At 69.8% G+C, this 17,051-nt stretch carries 16 protein-coding genes and 1 pseudogene; 10 read left to right on the top strand and 7 right to left on the bottom strand.

Annotated elements, in window-relative coordinates:
- Positions 1-26: 26 nt before the first annotated feature.
- From ACIBAG_RS22715 to ACIBAG_RS22695, 5 genes are all read left to right on the top strand, one after another.
- On the top strand, positions 27-1,349 hold the full coding sequence (locus tag ACIBAG_RS22715) for a glycosyltransferase 87 family protein (RefSeq protein WP_399107309.1): 1,323 nt from the start codon (positions 27-29) through the stop codon (positions 1,347-1,349).
- A 675-nt stretch (positions 1,350-2,024) separates the two neighbouring features.
- The gene (rplM, locus tag ACIBAG_RS22710; RefSeq protein WP_019754543.1) at positions 2,025-2,468 is read left to right on the top strand and encodes a 50S ribosomal protein L13; all 444 of its coding nucleotides are present in this window, start codon (positions 2,025-2,027) and stop codon (positions 2,466-2,468) included.
- Positions 2,469-2,510: 42 nt separating this feature from the next.
- Positions 2,511-3,023: a 30S ribosomal protein S9 gene (gene rpsI, locus ACIBAG_RS22705; protein ID WP_146463584.1), complete on the top strand. Its 513-nt coding sequence runs from the start codon at positions 2,511-2,513 to the stop codon at positions 3,021-3,023.
- A 235-nt stretch (positions 3,024-3,258) separates the two neighbouring features.
- A complete protein-coding gene (glmM, locus tag ACIBAG_RS22700; protein WP_399107308.1) occupies positions 3,259-4,617 on the top strand; it encodes a phosphoglucosamine mutase in 1,359 nt (452 codons plus the stop codon).
- 121 nt (positions 4,618-4,738) lie between these two features.
- Entirely contained in the window at positions 4,739-5,257 is a 519-nt protein-coding gene (locus ACIBAG_RS22695; protein ID WP_399107307.1) for a hypothetical protein, read from the top strand.
- A gap of 12 nt (positions 5,258-5,269) precedes the next feature.
- Here ACIBAG_RS22695 and ACIBAG_RS22690 read toward each other — a convergent pair whose 3' ends face one another.
- Entirely contained in the window at positions 5,270-6,217 is a 948-nt protein-coding gene (locus ACIBAG_RS22690) for a DUF389 domain-containing protein (RefSeq protein ID WP_399107306.1), read from the bottom strand.
- A gap of 30 nt (positions 6,218-6,247) precedes the next feature.
- Positions 6,248-7,216 (bottom strand): type I pantothenate kinase, encoded by a 969-nt coding sequence (gene coaA / locus ACIBAG_RS22685; RefSeq protein WP_399107376.1) that lies wholly within the window; start codon positions 7,214-7,216, stop codon positions 6,248-6,250.
- Positions 7,217-7,400: 184 nt separating this feature from the next.
- On the opposite strand from coaA, the gene ACIBAG_RS22680 reads away from it, so the two are divergent.
- The 3 genes from ACIBAG_RS22680 to glmS all read left to right on the top strand — a co-directional run bounded on the left by ACIBAG_RS22680 (position 7,401) and on the right by glmS (position 11,481).
- Positions 7,401-8,426 (top strand): ATP-binding cassette domain-containing protein, encoded by a 1,026-nt coding sequence (locus ACIBAG_RS22680; RefSeq protein WP_399107305.1) that lies wholly within the window; start codon positions 7,401-7,403, stop codon positions 8,424-8,426.
- On the top strand, positions 8,423-9,238 hold the full coding sequence (locus ACIBAG_RS22675; RefSeq protein WP_399107304.1) for an ABC transporter permease: 816 nt from the start codon (positions 8,423-8,425) through the stop codon (positions 9,236-9,238). Before ACIBAG_RS22680 ends, ACIBAG_RS22675 begins: the two co-directional genes overlap by 4 nt.
- A gap of 395 nt (positions 9,239-9,633) precedes the next feature.
- Positions 9,634-11,481, top strand: a complete 1,848-nt coding sequence (glmS, locus tag ACIBAG_RS22670; RefSeq protein WP_399107303.1) for a glutamine--fructose-6-phosphate transaminase (isomerizing) — start codon at positions 9,634-9,636, stop codon at positions 11,479-11,481.
- 104 nt (positions 11,482-11,585) lie between these two features.
- On the opposite strand, the gene ACIBAG_RS22665 is transcribed toward glmS, so the two are convergent.
- The 3 genes and pseudogenes from ACIBAG_RS22665 to ACIBAG_RS22655 form a co-directional block, all read right to left on the bottom strand.
- The gene (locus tag ACIBAG_RS22665) at positions 11,586-11,945 is read right to left on the bottom strand and encodes a hypothetical protein (RefSeq protein WP_399107302.1); all 360 of its coding nucleotides are present in this window, start codon (positions 11,943-11,945) and stop codon (positions 11,586-11,588) included.
- Between the two features lie 67 nt (positions 11,946-12,012).
- Positions 12,013-12,225: a DUF397 domain-containing protein gene (locus ACIBAG_RS22660; RefSeq protein WP_399107375.1), complete on the bottom strand. Its 213-nt coding sequence runs from the start codon at positions 12,223-12,225 to the stop codon at positions 12,013-12,015.
- Positions 12,226-12,249: 24 nt separating this feature from the next.
- Positions 12,250-12,597 (bottom strand): annotated as a pseudogene (locus tag ACIBAG_RS22655) (Scr1 family TA system antitoxin-like transcriptional regulator); the annotation flags it as partial.
- 19 nt (positions 12,598-12,616) lie between these two features.
- On the opposite strand from ACIBAG_RS22655, the gene ACIBAG_RS22650 reads away from it, so the two are divergent.
- A complete protein-coding gene (locus tag ACIBAG_RS22650) occupies positions 12,617-12,757 on the top strand; it encodes a hypothetical protein (protein WP_399107381.1) in 141 nt (46 codons plus the stop codon).
- A 240-nt stretch (positions 12,758-12,997) separates the two neighbouring features.
- On the opposite strand, the gene ACIBAG_RS22645 is transcribed toward ACIBAG_RS22650, so the two are convergent.
- Complete coding sequence (locus ACIBAG_RS22645; RefSeq protein ID WP_399107301.1) at positions 12,998-14,179, bottom strand: FAD-dependent monooxygenase; 1,182 nt, start codon at positions 14,177-14,179, stop codon at positions 12,998-13,000.
- A 51-nt stretch (positions 14,180-14,230) separates the two neighbouring features.
- Positions 14,231-15,667, bottom strand: a complete 1,437-nt coding sequence (locus ACIBAG_RS22640; RefSeq protein WP_399107300.1) for an NAD(P)H-hydrate dehydratase — start codon at positions 15,665-15,667, stop codon at positions 14,231-14,233.
- A gap of 197 nt (positions 15,668-15,864) precedes the next feature.
- On the opposite strand from ACIBAG_RS22640, the gene ACIBAG_RS22635 reads away from it, so the two are divergent.
- Positions 15,865-17,010, top strand: a complete 1,146-nt coding sequence (locus ACIBAG_RS22635; RefSeq protein ID WP_399107299.1) for a hypothetical protein — start codon at positions 15,865-15,867, stop codon at positions 17,008-17,010.
- Positions 17,011-17,051 lie beyond the last annotated feature (41 nt).

Genomic DNA, 17,051 nt, shown 5'->3' with positions numbered 1-17,051 from the left:
GCGCATGCGCACCTAGCGTTCACACGGTGAGTGAGCACAAAAGCGACATCTCCGGGTGGTTGGTACGACGGGCGACGTGGCATCTGTGGGTGGTGCTCGGGGCCGTGCTGGCGGCACTCGTGGTGCGTACGGCTCGTGTGACCTCGGACGGAGGGATGGACAACGCCATCGTCGTGCGGGCTGCGCGGGTCTGGCTGGCCGGGGGGTCGCCGTATGACGACTCCCACTTCCTCTATTTGCCGAGCGCGGTGCTGGCGGCGGTTCCGCAGGTGCTGATTCCGCGGGATGTGCTGGGTGTGCTGGTGCCGGTGGGGGTCGTCGGATGTCTGGCGGGGGGCTGGGGGTGCGCCCTGCGTCTGCACGGTGTCGCGTTGCGCAGCCGCTTCGCGGCGCTCGGACTGATCGGGCTCGCGGTGGGGTTCGCGCCGTTCGCCCACCTTGTGCTGCTGGGGAACTGGACGGCTACGGCCGTGCTCGCGCTGCCGTTGGGGCTGTTGCTGGCGGGGCGGGGGCGGTGGGTTTCGGCCGGGGCGGTGTTCGGGGCGGCGGTCGCGTTGAAGCCGTTGCTGGCGCCGATGGCGTTGCTGTTCGTGTTCGCGGGGCGGTGGCGGGGGTTGGGAGTGATGGTCGTCGTGCCGGTGGCGGCGTCGGCGGGGGCGGCGGCGTTGCTGCCGGATCCGGCGGGGTTCTTCACTCGCACGCTGCCGTTTCTGCTGCGCGGGGACGACGGTTTCGTACGGCTTTATGAGGCCTCGCCGGTTGCTGTGCTGCCGCGGGTGGGGGTGCCGTGGGTGGTGGCGGCCGGGGTCGCGTCGGTGGCGGCGGGGGTGGGGGTGGGGTGTGCGTATCGGCGGTGGCGGGGCGGGGGTGTGGACTCGCTGCGGCTGGTGGAGACGGGGGCGATGCTGATGCTCTCGGCGTTTCTGGTCTCCAGGCCGTCGTACGACCACTACCTGCTGGTTGTCGTGCCGGTGGTGCTGGCGGGGGTGCCTTGTGAGAGGGCGGTTGGCCGGGGGGTGTGGTTCTGGGTGGCGATGGTTCCGCAGGTTCCCGGGGTGAGCTGGCCTTATCTGGAGGCGGTGCAGCGGCGGGCCTTCCGGGACGCGGCGACGTTGTGTGGGCTGGCGGTGGCGGTGGCCGTTCACTGCGTTCGGTCCGGCCGGGTTGTCGCGCCCCCGCCGCCCCTGCCCTTCCCGTCCTCCAGGGGCGCGGCCCCTTCGACCCCGCCGGGGGCTCCGCCCCCGGACCCCCGGGCGTTTCGCCCACCCGCCGACCCGGCTCGGTCGGCCAGGAGCCTGGAGTCGGGGGAGGCGTCGGGGCCGTCGGGGGTAGGCGGGGTGGGGGATTGAAGGGGGGCGGGGGGAGGGGGTTCCGGTGTGGAGGGGGAGGGGATGCTGGGCCGGGGAGTGATCGGTGGGGGTGTTCGTCGGTCGGGTTGGTGGTCGCCGTTCCTCGGGGTTCTGGCGGCCGGGTGGGAGCGCGGGGCGGGGAGTGATGGGTGGGGGGCATTCGTCGGTCGGTGCGGCGGGTCACGCTTCTCGTGTGGCTCCGGGCGCCCCTCTCCAGGGCAGCTCACCCGTGTCCGGCGATCCGCGGTGACGCTCCGGCGTCGATCGCGCGCTCTTTCCGTTCCGTATCGGTGCTGGTCACGGCCTTCCAGTCTGTCCGGCGTTCGAGGACGAGGACCATCGAGGGCCGAAGCGGGGGGTCTGGGGGCGGCAGCCCCCCGGGCGGGGTGGCTACGCTGGGGCCGGACAGCCGGGGCGCCCGCAGGCAGCCGTCCTCGACCCGGCCGAGGCGCCGCAGGCAACCCGTTTTGACCCGGCCGAGGCGCCGCAGGTATCCTGCATGTTCGTTGTGTATTGGCTTGCTCATTCTCACGGGACGGGCCCTTACACCGGTCCACCGGGCCGATGACCAGCGACCCCACTACGCGGTATGCGTCGCCGCTGTGCGGTCAGGGCTGTCGTGATCGTTTCGGTGACCTGTTCAGGACCATTCACTCGAAGCGAAGGCTACGAACCGTGCGTACGTACAGCCCCAAGCCCGGCGATGTGACGCGCCAGTGGCACGTCATTGACGCTCAGGACGTCGTCCTGGGCCGTCTCGCCTCCACCGCAGCGACCCTTCTCCGGGGCAAGCACAAGCCGATCTACGCGCCGCACGTCGACGCTGGTGACTTCGTCATCATCATCAACGCCGACAAGGTGCACCTGTCCGGCAACAAGCGGACCCAGAAGATGGCGTACCGCCACTCCGGCTACCCGGGTGGTCTGCGCTCCGTCCGCTACGACGAGCTCCTCGACAAGAACCCCGAGAAGGCCATCGAGAAGGCCGTCAAGGGCATGCTCCCCAAGAACACTCTGGGCCGTCAGATGCTCTCGAAGCTGAAGGTCTACAAGGGTGACCAGCACCCGCACGGCGCGCAGCAGCCGCAGCCGTACGAGATCACCCAGGTCGCGCAGTAAGTCCGGCCACCCCCTAAGACTGAAGAGAATCTGAGGAGAATCGTGGCCGAGACCACTGCCGAGCAGCCGCTCGAAGAGCTTGACATCGACAGCTACACCACCGAGTCCGAGGTTCCGGTGGAGGGTGAGTACACCTCCGAGTCCCTCGCCTCGCGCTTCGGTGAGCCCCAGCCCGCCGCCGGCCTGGGTCGCCGCAAGAACGCCATCGCGCGCGTTCGCATCGTGCCGGGCACCGGCAAGTGGAAGATCAACGGGCGTACGCTCGAGGACTACTTCCCGAACAAGGTGCACCAGCAGGAAGTCAACGAGCCGTTCAAGGTTCTCGAGCTCGAGGGCCGTTACGACGTCGTCGCCCGCATCGCCGGTGGCGGTGTCTCCGGTCAGGCCGGTGCGCTCCGTCTCGGTGTCGCCCGCGCGCTGAACGAGGCCGACGTCGACAACAACCGCGGCCCGCTGAAGAAGGCCGGCTTCCTCCGCCGCGACGACCGTGCGGTCGAGCGCAAGAAGGCCGGTCTGAAGAAGGCCCGCAAGGCCCCGCAGTACAGCAAGCGCTAAGCGCAGGCTGCCTCTGCTCGTACTCCGGTACTCCGAACGCCCCGGCGGCACGCACAGTGCCGCCGGGGCGTTCGTTTTATCCCCGGGCTCGGGCGTATAACGGCACAAGACGTTCAAAGGCTTGTGTGATCCGATGCCCAGGCATGGAATGCCTGGAGGCGGGAGCCCCCGGCGACACAGCGACACAGCGCGCGCCGGCTCCGCTTTCGGAACTGATGTTTCCTCAGGAGGACAAGTGGGACGACTCTTCGGCACGGACGGCGTGCGCGGCGTCGCCAACGCGGATCTGACGGCCGAGATGGCGCTCGGCCTGTCCGTGGCGGCGGCGCACGTACTGGCCGAGGCGGGCACCTTCGAGGGCCACCGGCCGACAGCGGTGGTCGGACGGGACCCGCGCGCGTCCGGGGAGTTCCTGGAGGCCGCCGTGGTGGCCGGCCTGGCGAGCGCGGGTGTCGATGTGCTGCGGGTCGGTGTGCTGCCGACGCCCGCCGTCGCGCATCTCACCGGCTCGCTCGGCGCCGACCTCGGCGTCATGCTCTCCGCCAGCCACAACGCCATGCCCGACAACGGCATCAAGTTCTTCGCCCGCGGCGGCCACAAGCTCGCCGACGAGCTGGAGGACCGTATCGAGGCGGTCTACGACGAGCATCGGCACGGTGAGCCGTGGGAGCGGCCGACCGGTGCGGCCGTCGGGCGGGTGCGGTCGTACGAGGAGGGGTTCGAGGAGTACGTCCGCCACCTTCTCGGCGTCCTGCCCAACCGGCTGGACGGGCTGAAGATCGTCCTCGACGAGGCGCACGGCGCCGCGGCGGGCGTCTCGCCCGAGGCCTTCTCGCGGGCCGGCGCCGAGGTCGTCACCATCGGGGCCGAGCCGGACGGGCTCAACATCAACGACGGCTGCGGGTCCACCCACCTGGAGAAGTTGAAGGCCGCCGTCGTCGAGCACGGTGCCGCTCTCGGCATCGCGCACGACGGGGACGCCGACCGTTGCCTCGCCGTGGACCACAGCGGCGCGGAGGTGGACGGGGACCAGATCCTGGCCGTGCTCGCGCTGGCCATGCGGGAGCGGTCCGCGCTGCGGGCCGACACCGTGGTGGCGACCGTGATGTCCAACCTCGGCTTCAAGCTGGCCATGGAGCGTGAGGGCATCGCGCTGGTGCAGACCGCGGTCGGTGACCGGTATGTGCTGGAGGAGATGAAGGAGCACGGCTTCGCCCTGGGCGGCGAGCAGTCCGGGCACGTCATCATCCTCGATCACGCCACGACCGGTGACGGCACGCTGACCGGGTTGCTGCTGGCCGCCCGGGTCGCCGAGACCGGCCGTACGCTCAAGGACCTCGCCTCGGTCATGGAGCGGCTGCCGCAGGTGCTGATCAATGTGCCGGACGTGGACAAGTCGCGGGTCGGGACGTCGGCTGAGCTGACGGCGGCGGTCGCCGAGGCCGAGCGCGAACTCGGCTCGACGGGGCGGGTGTTGCTGCGGCCGTCGGGGACCGAGCCGTTGGTACGGGTGATGGTCGAGGCCGCCGACATCGATCAGGCCCGGTCCGTTGCCGGGCGGCTGGCGGATGCGGTGAAGTCGGCCCTCGGATAGGGCCAGGTCACTCGAATAGGCAACACGGAGTGCATATCTGATCACTGGTTGTTTCACTTCGTCGAGGGGGGCTCTGCTTGACGCCTGCCTCGACGAAAGTGAGAAACGCAGCATGAAGATCGTGAGCAGCACTCTGAAGCGTGCGGTGGGTCCGGCGGTGGCCGCCGGTCTCCTCGTCACCGCGCTCGCCACGCCCGCCTCGGCCCAGACCCCGGGTTCCGTCGCGTTCCGTATCTTCGGTACCGCGGCCCTCAGTGCGGCTGAGGGCCGGGAGAATCAGATGTCCGCCACCGTTTCCCCCGCCGGCCGTCTGATCCTCTCGGACCTGACGGGGGTCGCGCTGGGGCCGGGGTGCACTCGGGTGTCCCCCACCAGTGCCGACTGTGGCAGCGTCAGCTCTCTCACCCGGCTCGCGGTCGGAATGGGTGACCTGAACGACACGTTCCGTGGAGGCACCATCTCGCTCCGTACCACCGTCGATGCCGGCACCGGCACCGACAGTGTGGTGACCGGCGCCGGCGCCGACACGATCGGCGTGAGCGACGACGAGGGCGGCGACAGGGTGAACTGTGGCCTCAACCGCGACGTGGTGTTCCGCGACGCCGGCGACATCGTCCAGAACTGTGAAGTGCAGTACTAGGGGCCCGGAGGCCTAGAGACCGCTCGCGTTCGCCGTACGCTCGCGCTGCCTGGCCCACAGCCACTTCTGGGCAAGCAGCGTGAGCGTGCCGGCGAGGATGATGCCGAGCAGGTTCAGCAGGAGCTGTTCCGTGGAGCCCCAGGTCTGCTTGGTGTCGCCGTAGCTCAGGGCGACGGCCGCGTTGGCGGCGGCCGGGACGGTCGTCACGGAGATGGCCACGCCGACCAGGGCGCCGGACTTGGCGGACGTGAGGGAGAGCGTGCCGGCGATGCCGGCGAGGACCGCGACGATGAACGAGAACTCGTCAGGGGCGTAGACGAACGCGGTGTTGGGCCGGTCGGCGTCCAGTTGCTCCTTCGAGAACAACTCGAGCCCGTCCATGAACCAGCTGAAGCCGACCGTCACCGCCATGGCGACGGCGAAACCGGCGATGAGCGCGATCAGGGAGCGCAGCGCGAGTCGGGGTGCCCGCTGGACCAGGGCCGTGCTGAGGCCGGCGAGGGGGCCGAACTCCGGTCCGACCGCCATCGCGCCCACGATCAGGATCGCGTTGTCGAGTACGACGCCGCAGGCCGCGATCATCGTGGCGAGCGTGATGAAGGCGACGTAGGTGATGGAGAAGGTCGACTCCTCGTGGGTGGCGTCCGCGAGGTGCTCCCACAGCACTGCGTCAGCGCCCTCGCCCGGGGCCTCTTCCTCGGCCTTCTCAGCCCGCTTGGACAGCGACAGGTCGATGTTCTCGACGGCGATCGAGCCGATCTCGTCGAGGTCCAACTGCCGTAGCGAGCCGATGAGTTCATCGCCAGCCTCGCGGGCCACGTCGCACAGGACGACGTCCCCGGAGGGGTTGCGGGCGGCGCCCGGCAGCACGACCAGGTGCGTGGTGCCGACCGTCTTCTCGATCAGGCGGACCACGTCGTCCGTCTTGTGGGTTGGCGTGATCAGGCGCAGATGCAGCATGACGGCTTTCTAACAGACGCGCGTTACGGCCTACAGCTTGCGCAGGCTCAGCCGCTGCACCTTGTGGTCGGGGCCCTTGCGGAGGACGAGGGTGGCCCGGCCGCGGGTGGGGGCGATGTTCTCGACCAGGTTGGGCTTGTTGATGGTGCGCCACATCGTGCGGGCGTAGTCGAGGGCCTCCTCCTCGGAGACCTGCGTGTACTTGCGGAAGTAGGACGACGGGTTCTGGAAGGCGGTCTCGCGCAGCCGCTTGAAGCGGTTGAGGTACCAGTGCTCGATGTCCTCGGTGCGGGCGTCGACGTACACGCTGAAGTCGAAGTAGTCGGCGAGGCCGACGCGGGTGCGGCCGTCGTTGCCGGGGAGGGCGGGCTGCAGCACGTTCAGGCCCTCGACGATCAGGATGTCGGGTCGGCGGACGGTGAGCCTCTTGTCCGGGACGATGTCGTAGATCAGGTGGGAGTAGACGGGGGCCGTGACCTCGTCCTTGCCGGCCTTGATGTCGGCGACGAAACGGGTGAGCGCGCGGCGGTCGTAGGACTCGGGGAAACCCTTCCGCGACATCAGGCCGCGGGCCTGGAGCTCCCTGGTGGGGAGCAGGAAACCGTCCGTGGTGACCAGTTCGACGCGCGGGTGCTCGGGCCAGCGGGAGAGCAGGGCCTGCAGGAGACGGGCGACCGTGGACTTTCCCACGGCGACCGAGCCGGCCACTCCTATGACGAACGGCGTGCCGGACTGGGAGCCCTGTTCGCCGAGGAAGGTGTTCAGTGCGCCTCTGAGGCCGTCCGTGGCGCCGACGTAGAGGTTGAGGAGCCGGGAGAGCGGGAGGTAGATGTCGCGGACCTCGTCGAGGTCGATGACGTCACCGAGGCCACGCAGCTTCTCGACCTCCTCCGCGGTGAGCGGCAGCGGGGTCTTGTCGCGCAGCGCGCTCCACTCGGCGCGGGTGAGGTCGACGTAGGGAGTCGCCTCCGGCCGCTGCCGGTGGGCGCTCCGGGGCATCGAGGAGACCGGAGAGATCACAGTCCATTGTTACGGCAGTACGAACAGGCGGCGGCGTGGGATCGGTCACGCGCTGACGTTTCCGGGAGAAATCCGGGCAAGGCGGGGAATGTCAGTGGCGTGCGTCACAGTTGTGGGAAGGGTGGGCCCAGCCCGGGGTCCACCAACCCCTAGGGGGTCACCCATGACGTATGCGATCGAGGCGGAAGGCCTGGTCAAGCGGTTCAAGGAGACCGAGGCACTGGCAGGGGTCGACCTGGGGGCCCGTAAGGGCTCGGTGCTCGGGCTGCTCGGGCCCAACGGCGCGGGGAAGACGACCGCGGTGCGGATCTTCGCGACGCTGCTCAGGCCGGACGGCGGCCGGGCCCATGTGGCGGGGCACGATGTGGTCCGGGAGGCCGGGGTCGTACGTGCCATGGTCGGCCTGACCGGGCAGTACGCGGCGGTGGACGAGAACCTGACCGGTACGGAGAACCTGCTGCTCATCGGGCGACTGCTGGGGCTGCCTCGGCGGGAGGCGAAGGCGCGGGCGGCCGAGCTGCTGGAGCGGTTTCAGCTGACGTTCGCGGCCGGCCGGGCCGTGAAGACCTTCTCCGGGGGCATGCGCAGGCGGCTGGACCTCGCGGCCAGCCTGGTGGGCCGGCCCAGCATCCTCTTCCTCGACGAGCCGACGACCGGCCTCGATCCGCACAGCCGCGGTGAGCTGTGGGACCTCCTGCGGGGCCTGGTCGCGGACGGGGCGACGGCCCTGCTGACCACGCAGTATCTGAACGAAGCCGATGTGCTCGCCGACGACATCGTGGTGATCGACAAAGGCCGGGTGATCGCCGAGGGCACGCCCGACCAGCTGAAGTCGCAGGTCGGCGGGCAGGTGCTGGAGCTGCGGCCGGTCGCGGAGCAGGATCTCGCGCGGGCGCACGTGCTGGTCGCCGGGGCGGCCGGGGAGGAGGCGCGGATCGAGGGGGAGATGGTCACCGCCCCGGTGAAGGACCCCGAGCTGATGCCGGCCGTCGTGCGGGCGCTGGACCGGGAGGGGATAGCGGTGGGCGAGCTCGCGCTGCGCCGTTCGTCGCTGGACGAGGTCTTCCTCGCCCTGACCGGCCATCGCGCCGAGCCGGGTGCGCCCGAGGGGAACGGTGGCGCGGCGCTCCGGGGAGGAGAGCGGCCCGGGGAGGAGAGCGATCTGGAGGAGGCGGTGAGCCGGTCATGACCGCCACGACGACGACCATCACGGCCCCGATCACCAAGTCGGGCCGGGTGCGGCCGCTCGACGGGCTGCGGCAGACGTTCACGATGGCGTGGCGGAGCCTGGTGGCCGTCAAGCACAACCCGCTGGAGCTGGTGGACTACAGCATCACGCCCATCATGTTCGTGTTCCTCTTCACGTATGTGCTGGGCGGGCAGATGGCCGGATCGCCGGAGGCGTACCTGAAGTACGCGCTGCCCGGGATCATCGTCCAGAACACCCTGTTCATGACCATGTACACGGCCATGGCACTCAACACCGACCTCACCAAGGGCGTCTTCGACCGGCTGCGCAGCCTGCCGATAGCCCGCTCCGCCCCGCTCATCGGCCGCATCACCGCGGACCTCGCCAAGCACGTGTGGGCCCTCCTGCTGATGATCGGCCTCGGCCTGCTGCTCGGCTTTCGGGTCACCGGCGGCCTCGACGGCTTCCTGCTCGGGACACTGCTCGTCGTGGTGTTCGCCGCCGCGGTGTCGTGGAGCGCGGTGCTGATCGGAATGCTCGCCGGGGACGCGGAGAAGGTGCAGGCCTTCGCGTTCACGATCATCTTCCCGATCACCTTCACCAGCAGTGCGTTCGTGATGGTGGACACGATGCCGGGGTGGTTGCAGGCGTGGAGTGACGTGAATCCGGTGACGCATCTGTCGGATGCGTTCCGGGGGTTGCTGCTGGGTGGTCCTGTGGCTGAGCCGGTGTTGTGGTCGTTGGTCTGGGCCGCGGGGATCGCGTTGGTGTTCTATCCGTTGGCCATGCGGGCTTATCGGGCGAAGACCTGACGCATCCGCGGGCGTCGGCGGGCCGAATTCGCTGGTCAGGTCAGCGGGTCGGAGAGTGGTCCCGCAACTGTCTCGAATGCCTTGAGATTGATCTCTGGAACGAACACCGCGTCATCGACCATGCCGCCCGGGAGATGCTCCCGCATCTCCTCCCGGCACAGGAGAGTCCCATCCGGGACGAGGACCGAACCGAACCGATCCGGTTGCCAAGTCGATGACCGGAGCGGCGAACTCGCCGTCAACGAACCGGTACAGGCTCAGGCTGTAGCTCATGACTGTCCCTGACCGTATAGGAACGTGCTTCCCGTCAGAATGCGCCGAACGGGAAGCAGGATTTCCGAATTCGGGCACGCTATGGCCCTTTCGAGCACCGTTTCGGTCGTAGGCTGCCGCGCATGTGCGGAATCGTGGGATACGTGGGGTCGCAGTCGGCGCTCGAGATCGTGACCGCCGGGCTGAAGCGGCTGGAGTACCGGGGGTACGACTCGGCGGGCGTCGCCGTGCTGGCGGACGGGGGGCTGGCGGCGGCCAAGAAGGCCGGGAAGCTGGGGAATCTGGAGAAGGAGCTGGCCGAGCGGCCGTTGCCGACCGGGACCACGGGGATCGGGCACACGCGGTGGGCCACGCACGGCGGGCCCACGGATGCCAACGCCCATCCGCATCTCGACAACGCCGGGCGGGTTGCCGTCGTGCACAACGGCATCATCGAGAACTTCGCCGGGCTGCGGGCCGAGTTGGAGGAGCGGGGGCATGAGCTGGCCTCCGAGACCGATACCGAGGTCGTGGCGCATCTGCTGGCCGAGGAGTTCTCGGCCTGCGCCGATCTGGCGGAGGCGATGCGGCTGGTGTGCCGGCGGCTGGAGGGGGCGTTCACCCTGGTCGCCGCGCATGCCGACGAGCCCGATGTGGTCGTCGGGGCGCGGCGGAACTCGCCGCTGGTGGTGGGCGTTGGGGAGGGTGAGGCCTTTCTCGCCTCGGACGTCGCCGCGTTCATCGCCCACACGCGGTCGGCGATCGAGCTGGGGCAGGACCAGGTCGTCGAGCTGCGGCGGGACGGGGTGACCGTCACCGGGTTCGACGGGCGGCCGGCGGATGTGCGGTCGTATCACGTCGACTGGGATGCGTCGGCCGCGGAAAAGGGGGGCTATGACTACTTCATGCTCAAGGAGATCGCCGAGCAGCCCAAGGCGGTCGCCGATACGTTGCTGGGGCGCATCGACGCCGCCGGCTCCCTGACGCTGGACGAGGTGCGGATCAGCGCCTCCCAACTGCGGGAAGTCGACAAGGTCGTCATCGTCGCCTGCGGTACGGCCTTTCACGCCGGCCTCATCGCCAAGTACGCCATCGAGCACTGGACGCGGATTCCGTGCGAGGTCGAGCTGGCAAGCGAGTTCCGGTACCGGGATCCGATCCTCGATCAGCAGACCCTCGTCATCGCCATCTCCCAGTCCGGCGAGACCATGGACACGCTCATGGCGCTACGGCATGCCCGTGAGCAGGGCGCCAGGGTGCTGGCGATCTGCAACACGAACGGCTCGACGATTCCGCGCGAGTCGGATGCGGTGCTCTACACGCATGCCGGGCCGGAGGTCGCGGTCGCTTCGACGAAGGCGTTCCTGACGCAGTTGGTGGCCTGTTATCTCGTGGCGCTCTACCTGGGCCAGGTGCGGGGCACCAAGTGGGGCGACGAGATCGGGGCGGTCATCCGCGATCTGTCGCGGATCTCGCGCGAGGTCGAGCGGGTGCTGGAGACCATGGAGCCGGTGCGGGAGCTGGCACGGTCGCTGGCCTCGAAGAACACGGTGCTGTTCCTGGGGCGGCATGTGGGGTATCCGGTCGCCCTCGAGGGTGCGCTCAAGCTGAAGGAGCTCGCCTATATGCATGCCGAGGGGTTTGCGGCGGGGGAGTTGAAGCACGGGCCGATCGCATTGATCGAGGACGATCTGCCGGTGGTCGTGGTGGTGCCTTCGCCGCGGGGGCGGTCCGTTCTGCACGACAAGATCGTGTCCAACATCCAGGAGATCCGGGCTCGCGGTGCGCGGACCATCGTCATCGCGGAGGAGGGGGACGAGGCGGTGGTGCCGTATGCGGATCACCTGATCCGGATCCCGGCCACGCCGACCTTGCTGCAGCCGTTGGTGGCCACGGTGCCGCTTCAGGTGTTCGCGTGTGAGCTGGCTACGGCTCGTGGCAACGAGGTGGATCAGCCTCGGAACCTGGCGAAGTCGGTGACGGTGGAGTGAGCTGAGCCCAGGGCCTCGGCGCATGAAAGGGGCGAACGGCCGGGTGCCGTTCGCCCCTCTTGATCAGCCGGCCGGCGGCGGTGCGCCGGTCAGGCGGTCAGCGATCAGATGGGCAGGCAGGTCGCCGGGACCCAGCCCTCCACGCTGGTGCTGTTGGGGCCGCCGTAGTACCACTTGTCGCTCGTCTTGCCGCAGGCCGTGTAGGAGCCGCCCTTGACGGGCTTGCGGTCGCCGAAGCAGACCCCGCCCGGCTTGCCCTTGCCCCAGACACCGAGGGCCGTCGCGCTCGTCTTCGGCTGGCTGCGCAGGTTGACGGATTCCTTGGGCTTGACGTTGACGAGCGAGCTGCTGCAGTCCGGCTTCGTCGCCGCGGCGGCGGTACCGGCGGTGGCGACGGCGCCGGTGAGGGCCGTACCTATGAGGGCCGCGGTGGTCAGCGCGGTGCCCAGAGACTTCAGCTTCAAAGCTGTGTCCTCCCGTTTCGTGCATAGCGCTCCGCGTGGAGACGCGGATCACTGGTCAGCGGGAAGATTACTGGGGGAGGGGGGTCGTGGTGATCGTCGGGGTGCTGAGGGCTTGTATTAAGAGGGTGAAGGTTGCGGTTCGGAAGGTGAGGGTGGCCGTTGTGGCGGCCTTCGAGTCGCGGACGGCGGTGTGGGTGGGGGATGTCGCGACTTCCACGCAGTCATTTCCGTCGCCACCGCCGGAGTAGGACGACTTCCGCCAGTTCTCAGGGGTGATCACGGAAACCTCACAGCTCTTTGGCCAACGGAAAGAGCCGAGTTGAGCTTCGGAATCGACGAAGACGGTGCCATGTGGAGCGTCGCGAACCACTGTGTCCAGCTTGGGGACAGGGCCACTCACGTACGTCATGGTGCTCGCGGCCAGACCGAAGCCATCCAGGTCGAAGGGGATCACGCGCACTGTTTTGCGATCCGCTTCGGACAGCTCCAGGACGCGGGTGAGCTGGGCGCGTGACGTCGCGCGGTCGCCGACCCTGATGCGCAGCGCCGTTTCATGGATCACCCTCTCGTACGGGAAGGCTGCGACCGCCTGCCGCCTCATTCGGTGGCGGACGCGCAACTCGATCTCGTCTTCTGTGAGTTCGGGGATTCGGTCGATTTGGAGGGATCTGATGGCGCCTGTGAACCAATCCTTCAAGAAACCCGTCGCCGAGAGGGTGCGGGATGAGGGTCGTGAAGAGGGCCGTGAAGAAGGCATCGAGCTGGGCGTGGAGCAGGAACGCGCGGCGATGGTTCTCAGGATCCTCGAGTGACGTGGTATCTCGGTGCCGATCTCCGCGCGCAGCCGGGTGAAGGGCTGCGCCGACCTGGACCAGCTGGAAGTGTGGGCCCAGCGTGCCGTTCGCGCGACGACCGCAGACGACCTGTTCGTTGACGACGGAGTCTGATCCCGCGACCGGGAGCACGGACTGCCACGACGGGTCCACGTGTCCGCTCACCCTCCTTACCGGCCGGCTGGTGGTGGACCGGGCGCAACGGCTTGTGAGGGACTCTTACGGTTCCGGCTGATCGGCCGTCACCTCCCCCCTCCACGCCATGGCCTGAGGCATGAACCGGTGCTCGGCCGCGTATGCCGCCATGCGGGCGTTGCGTGCCTCGGCCTGCGGGCCGTCCGGGAGGTGGAAGTCGCTGCCCGCCCGGGCGGAACGGGCCTGCATGCCGGTGGCGGCGGCGAGGCGGCGGTGGACGTAGCGGTCGAGGGCTTCGGGAACCTCGGCGGGTGTCGCGTCCGTCAGCACGTCGCCCAGTACCGCCGCGTCCAGGATCGCCTGAGCCGCGCCCTGGGCCTGGAACGGCACCATGGCGTGGGCGCTGTCGCCCAGCAGGGTTGCCCGGCCGACGTTCCAGCGGATGAGCGGGGTGCGGGTGTGGATGCCGTAGCGGTACACCTGGCCCGCGCGTTCCAGGACGTTCCGTACCCGGGGGTCCCAGTCGGCGAATTCGCGCAGTTGCTCTCCGGGTTCCGCCTTGGCCGTCCAGGACTCCTGCGCCGCCGCCTGCGTGCTGAACACGGCCACGACGTTGAGGAGTTCGCCCCGCCGCACCCAGTAGTGGACGAAGTGGCGGTCCGGGCCGAGCCAGGCGGCGAGCGGCGGCAGGTTCAGGTCGGCCGCCTCGGCGGACGGGAGCAGGGCTCGGTACGCGGCGGTTCCGGAGAACGCCGCCTCGTCCTTGCCGAACAGCCACTCGCGGGCCGCTGAGCGGATCCCGTCCGCCGCCACCACCAAGTCCGCGGTCAGGCGCTCACCCGTCGACGTCCTCACGTGGGCGGAGTCGTCGTCCTGGTCGATTCCCACGACCGTTGTGCCCAGGCGGACCGACTCGGGCGGTACCGCCGCCGACATGGCGCCGTGCAGGTCCGCCCGGTGGAGCGTGAGGTACGGCGCCCCGAACTCCTCCTCGGCCTCGCGGCCCAGCGCGTAGCGGCAGATCTCCGACCCCTCCGACCAGGTGCGGAAGCTCACGTGCGAGGGGCGGGCGGCCCGGGCGGCGACCGCGTCCAGCACGTCCAGCCGGCGCAGCTCCCGCGTGGCGTTGGGCGCGAGCTGGATTCCGGCGCCGACCTCGGTGAAGTGGGGGGCCTGTTCGAGGAGCGTGACCTCGCAGCCCGCCCGGCGCAGGCTCAAGGTCGCGGCCAGTCCTCCGATGCCCGCTCCTACGACGATCGCCCTCATGCCATGCCCTCGACCTGACGCCGTAAGGCCCGTCGTCGTATCGGCCTCGCCTCAGCCCCGTACATCCCGCCAAGCCCCCGGAATCCCCTCGGCAACATCATGTGCCCCCACCGGCGCCCCGTCCGCCGCGAACCTCGCCGACAGGCCATGGAGATACGCCGCGACGCTCGCGGCGTCCACCGTGTCGAGCCCCGCCGCCAGCAGTGATCCCGCCAATCCCGACAGGACGTCCCCGCTGCCGGCCGTGGCCAGCCACCCGGTGCCCGTGGGATTCACCCGTACCGCCCCGGCGCCGCCCGCCCGCGCCACCAGCGTCGTCGACCCCTTCAGCAACACCGTCGCCGCATAGCGACCCGCCAACTCCCGTACGGCGGCCAGCCGAGCTCCCTCGACCTCCTCCCGCGCCACCCCGAGCAGCGCCGCCGCCTCCCCGGCATGAGGGGTCATCAGGGTCGGTGCCGTACGCTCACGCACCGACTCGGGGTCCGCCAGCCGCAGCCCGTCCGCGTCGAGCAGCACCGGTACGTCCGTCGCCAGCACCTCCGCCACCGTCGCCGCGTCGTCCCCGGCGCCCGGGCCGACGACCCAGGCCTGCACGCGGCCCGCCTTCTTCGGTCCCCGGTCCGACACCAGCGTCTCCGGGAACCGGGCGATCACCGCGTCCCCGGCCGGGCCGACGTACCGTACGGCCCCCGCCCCGCCCCGCAACGCCCCCGCGACCGCGAGCACGGCGGCGCCGGGGTACCTCGACGAACCGGCCGCGATCCCCACGACGCCTCGCCGGTACTTGTCCGTCTCCGCCGCCGGCAGTGGCAACAGCCGTGCCACGTCCGCGTGTTGCAGCGCCTCCAGCTCGACCGCGTCGTCCGGCAGCGCCAGCCCGATGTCCACCAACCGCACCACCCCGGCGTACTCCCGTGCCGGATCGATCAGCAGCCCCGGCTTGTGCGTGCCGAAGGTGACCGTCAGGTCGGCGCGCATCGCCGTGCCGCGTACCTCGCCCGTGTCCACGTCGACGCCGCTCGGCAGGTCGACGGCGACCACGGCGGCCCGGGAGCGAGCGGCCGCGCCCGCCAGCGGGGCCGCCTGCGGACGCAGCCCGCCCTTGCCGCCGATGCCGACGATTCCGTCGACCACCAGGTCCGCCCGCTCGATCAACTCCTCAGCCCGGTCGATGCCGGCAGTCCGGCCGCCCGCGCGCCGCAGCGCCGCCAGTCCTCCGGCGTGCGCCCGCTCCGGCGTCAGCAGCACCGCCGTGACTCCCGCCCCGCGCCTGGCCAGTCGGGCCCCGGCGTACAGGGCGTCGCCGCCGTTGTCGCCGCTGCCGACCAGCAGGACGACCCGGCTGCCGTACACCCGGCCCAGCAGATCCGCGCAGGCGGCGGCGAGTCCGGCCGCCGCCCGCTGCATCAGCGCCCCGTCCGGAAGCCGTGCCATCAGCTCCCGTTCGGCCGCCCTTACCGTCTCCACGCCGTACGCAGTCCGCATGCGACCGAGTCTCCCGTACGCGGCGAAGCGCGTCGCATCCATTGACGCTTTGCCGTCCCTTTGCCAAACTCACCGACCCCCACAGGATGAATCGATTCAGTCGAATCTGTTCGACGTCACCTGTTCGACGTCACCTGTTCGACGTCACCTGTCGACGTCATCGGTCGACGTCATCGGTTCGATGAGAGGAAGGCCCCATGGGACGCAGAGCCGCACTCCTCACCGCCGTCGGCGCCACCGCTCTCCTCGCCACCGCCGGAACCCTCACCGCGCCCGCCCCGGCCGCGGCCGCCGCCTGCGGCGAAGGCTCCTACCAGGCCGAAGCCGTCCTCAGCGGCAGCACCTGGACCGCTCGGCGCGGCAACAGCACCGTCTACACCGGCGGTGACATGCGGGCCGCCGTTCAGGCCGCCGTGAACAGCCTCACCGCGGGGCGTACCGCCAAGGAGCGGGTGGTGGTGCGGGGTTCGGGAGCCATGTCCGCCGGGTCGCGCATCTCGCTGCCCAGCTACACCGTGCTCGACGTCTGCGGCACCATCAACGTCACCGGCAGCGGTTCCGGCGACCAGGCGCCCGTCTACTCGCGCGGCACCCGGGACGTGGAGGTCCAGCACCTGAACCTCACCGGCAGTCCGCTGTACGGCGTCTTCATGCGGAATGTGCAGAACGTCGTCCTCGGGCAGATCGACATGCGGCTGTCCGGCGGGCTGGGGGTGCGGATCGACAACCGCGGGGACACCAGCCAGTGGACGCGGAACGTCCGGATCGACAACGTGTACGTCTCCGGGGCCTCCAGCCACGCCGTGGAGACGTACGGCGTCGACGGCATCAGCATCGGGACGGTCACCGCGCGGAACGTCGGCGAGTCGGGGTTGTTGTTCAACCAGACCATCAACGCCACCGTCACCAAGGTCGACGCCGAGAACGCCGGGACCGGTACCGGGTACGCCGCCTTCCGCATGGCCAACCGCAACGGACGGGTCGGCGGTTCCTACCCGACCAACATCCGGGTCGGCGAGGTCGTCGCGCGCGGCGGCGGGCGCGGAGTGTTCTGCGTGTCCGAGAGCGGCGGCGCCGTCATCGACCGGGTGACCCTCAACAACACCGGCAACAACTCGGTGTTGATCGAGAACTGCTACAATGTCAACCTCGCCGCGCAGAGCGGGACCATCAGCGGCGGCGGTGAGCTTCGGCTCGCGGCCCGGTCGGAGTTCCCGAACAACCGGGACATCACCGTGCAGAACCTGACCGTGACCAACTCGGCCATCAGGGAGAGTCCGTGTGGTGAGAACACCACGTTCCGGAACATCACGCGGGTGAACACCAGCCAGACCATCTGCTGACGCGGCCCGCCCGGTGGCGGGGGCTCAGCCCTCGGCCCTCT

This window comes from Streptomyces sp. NPDC051243 (assembly GCF_044455405.1).
Taxonomy (GTDB): Bacteria; Actinomycetota; Actinomycetes; order Streptomycetales; family Streptomycetaceae; genus Streptomyces.
The sequence above is the reverse complement of the archived record's forward strand: the minus strand, read 5'-3'. Positions and strand labels throughout refer to the sequence as shown.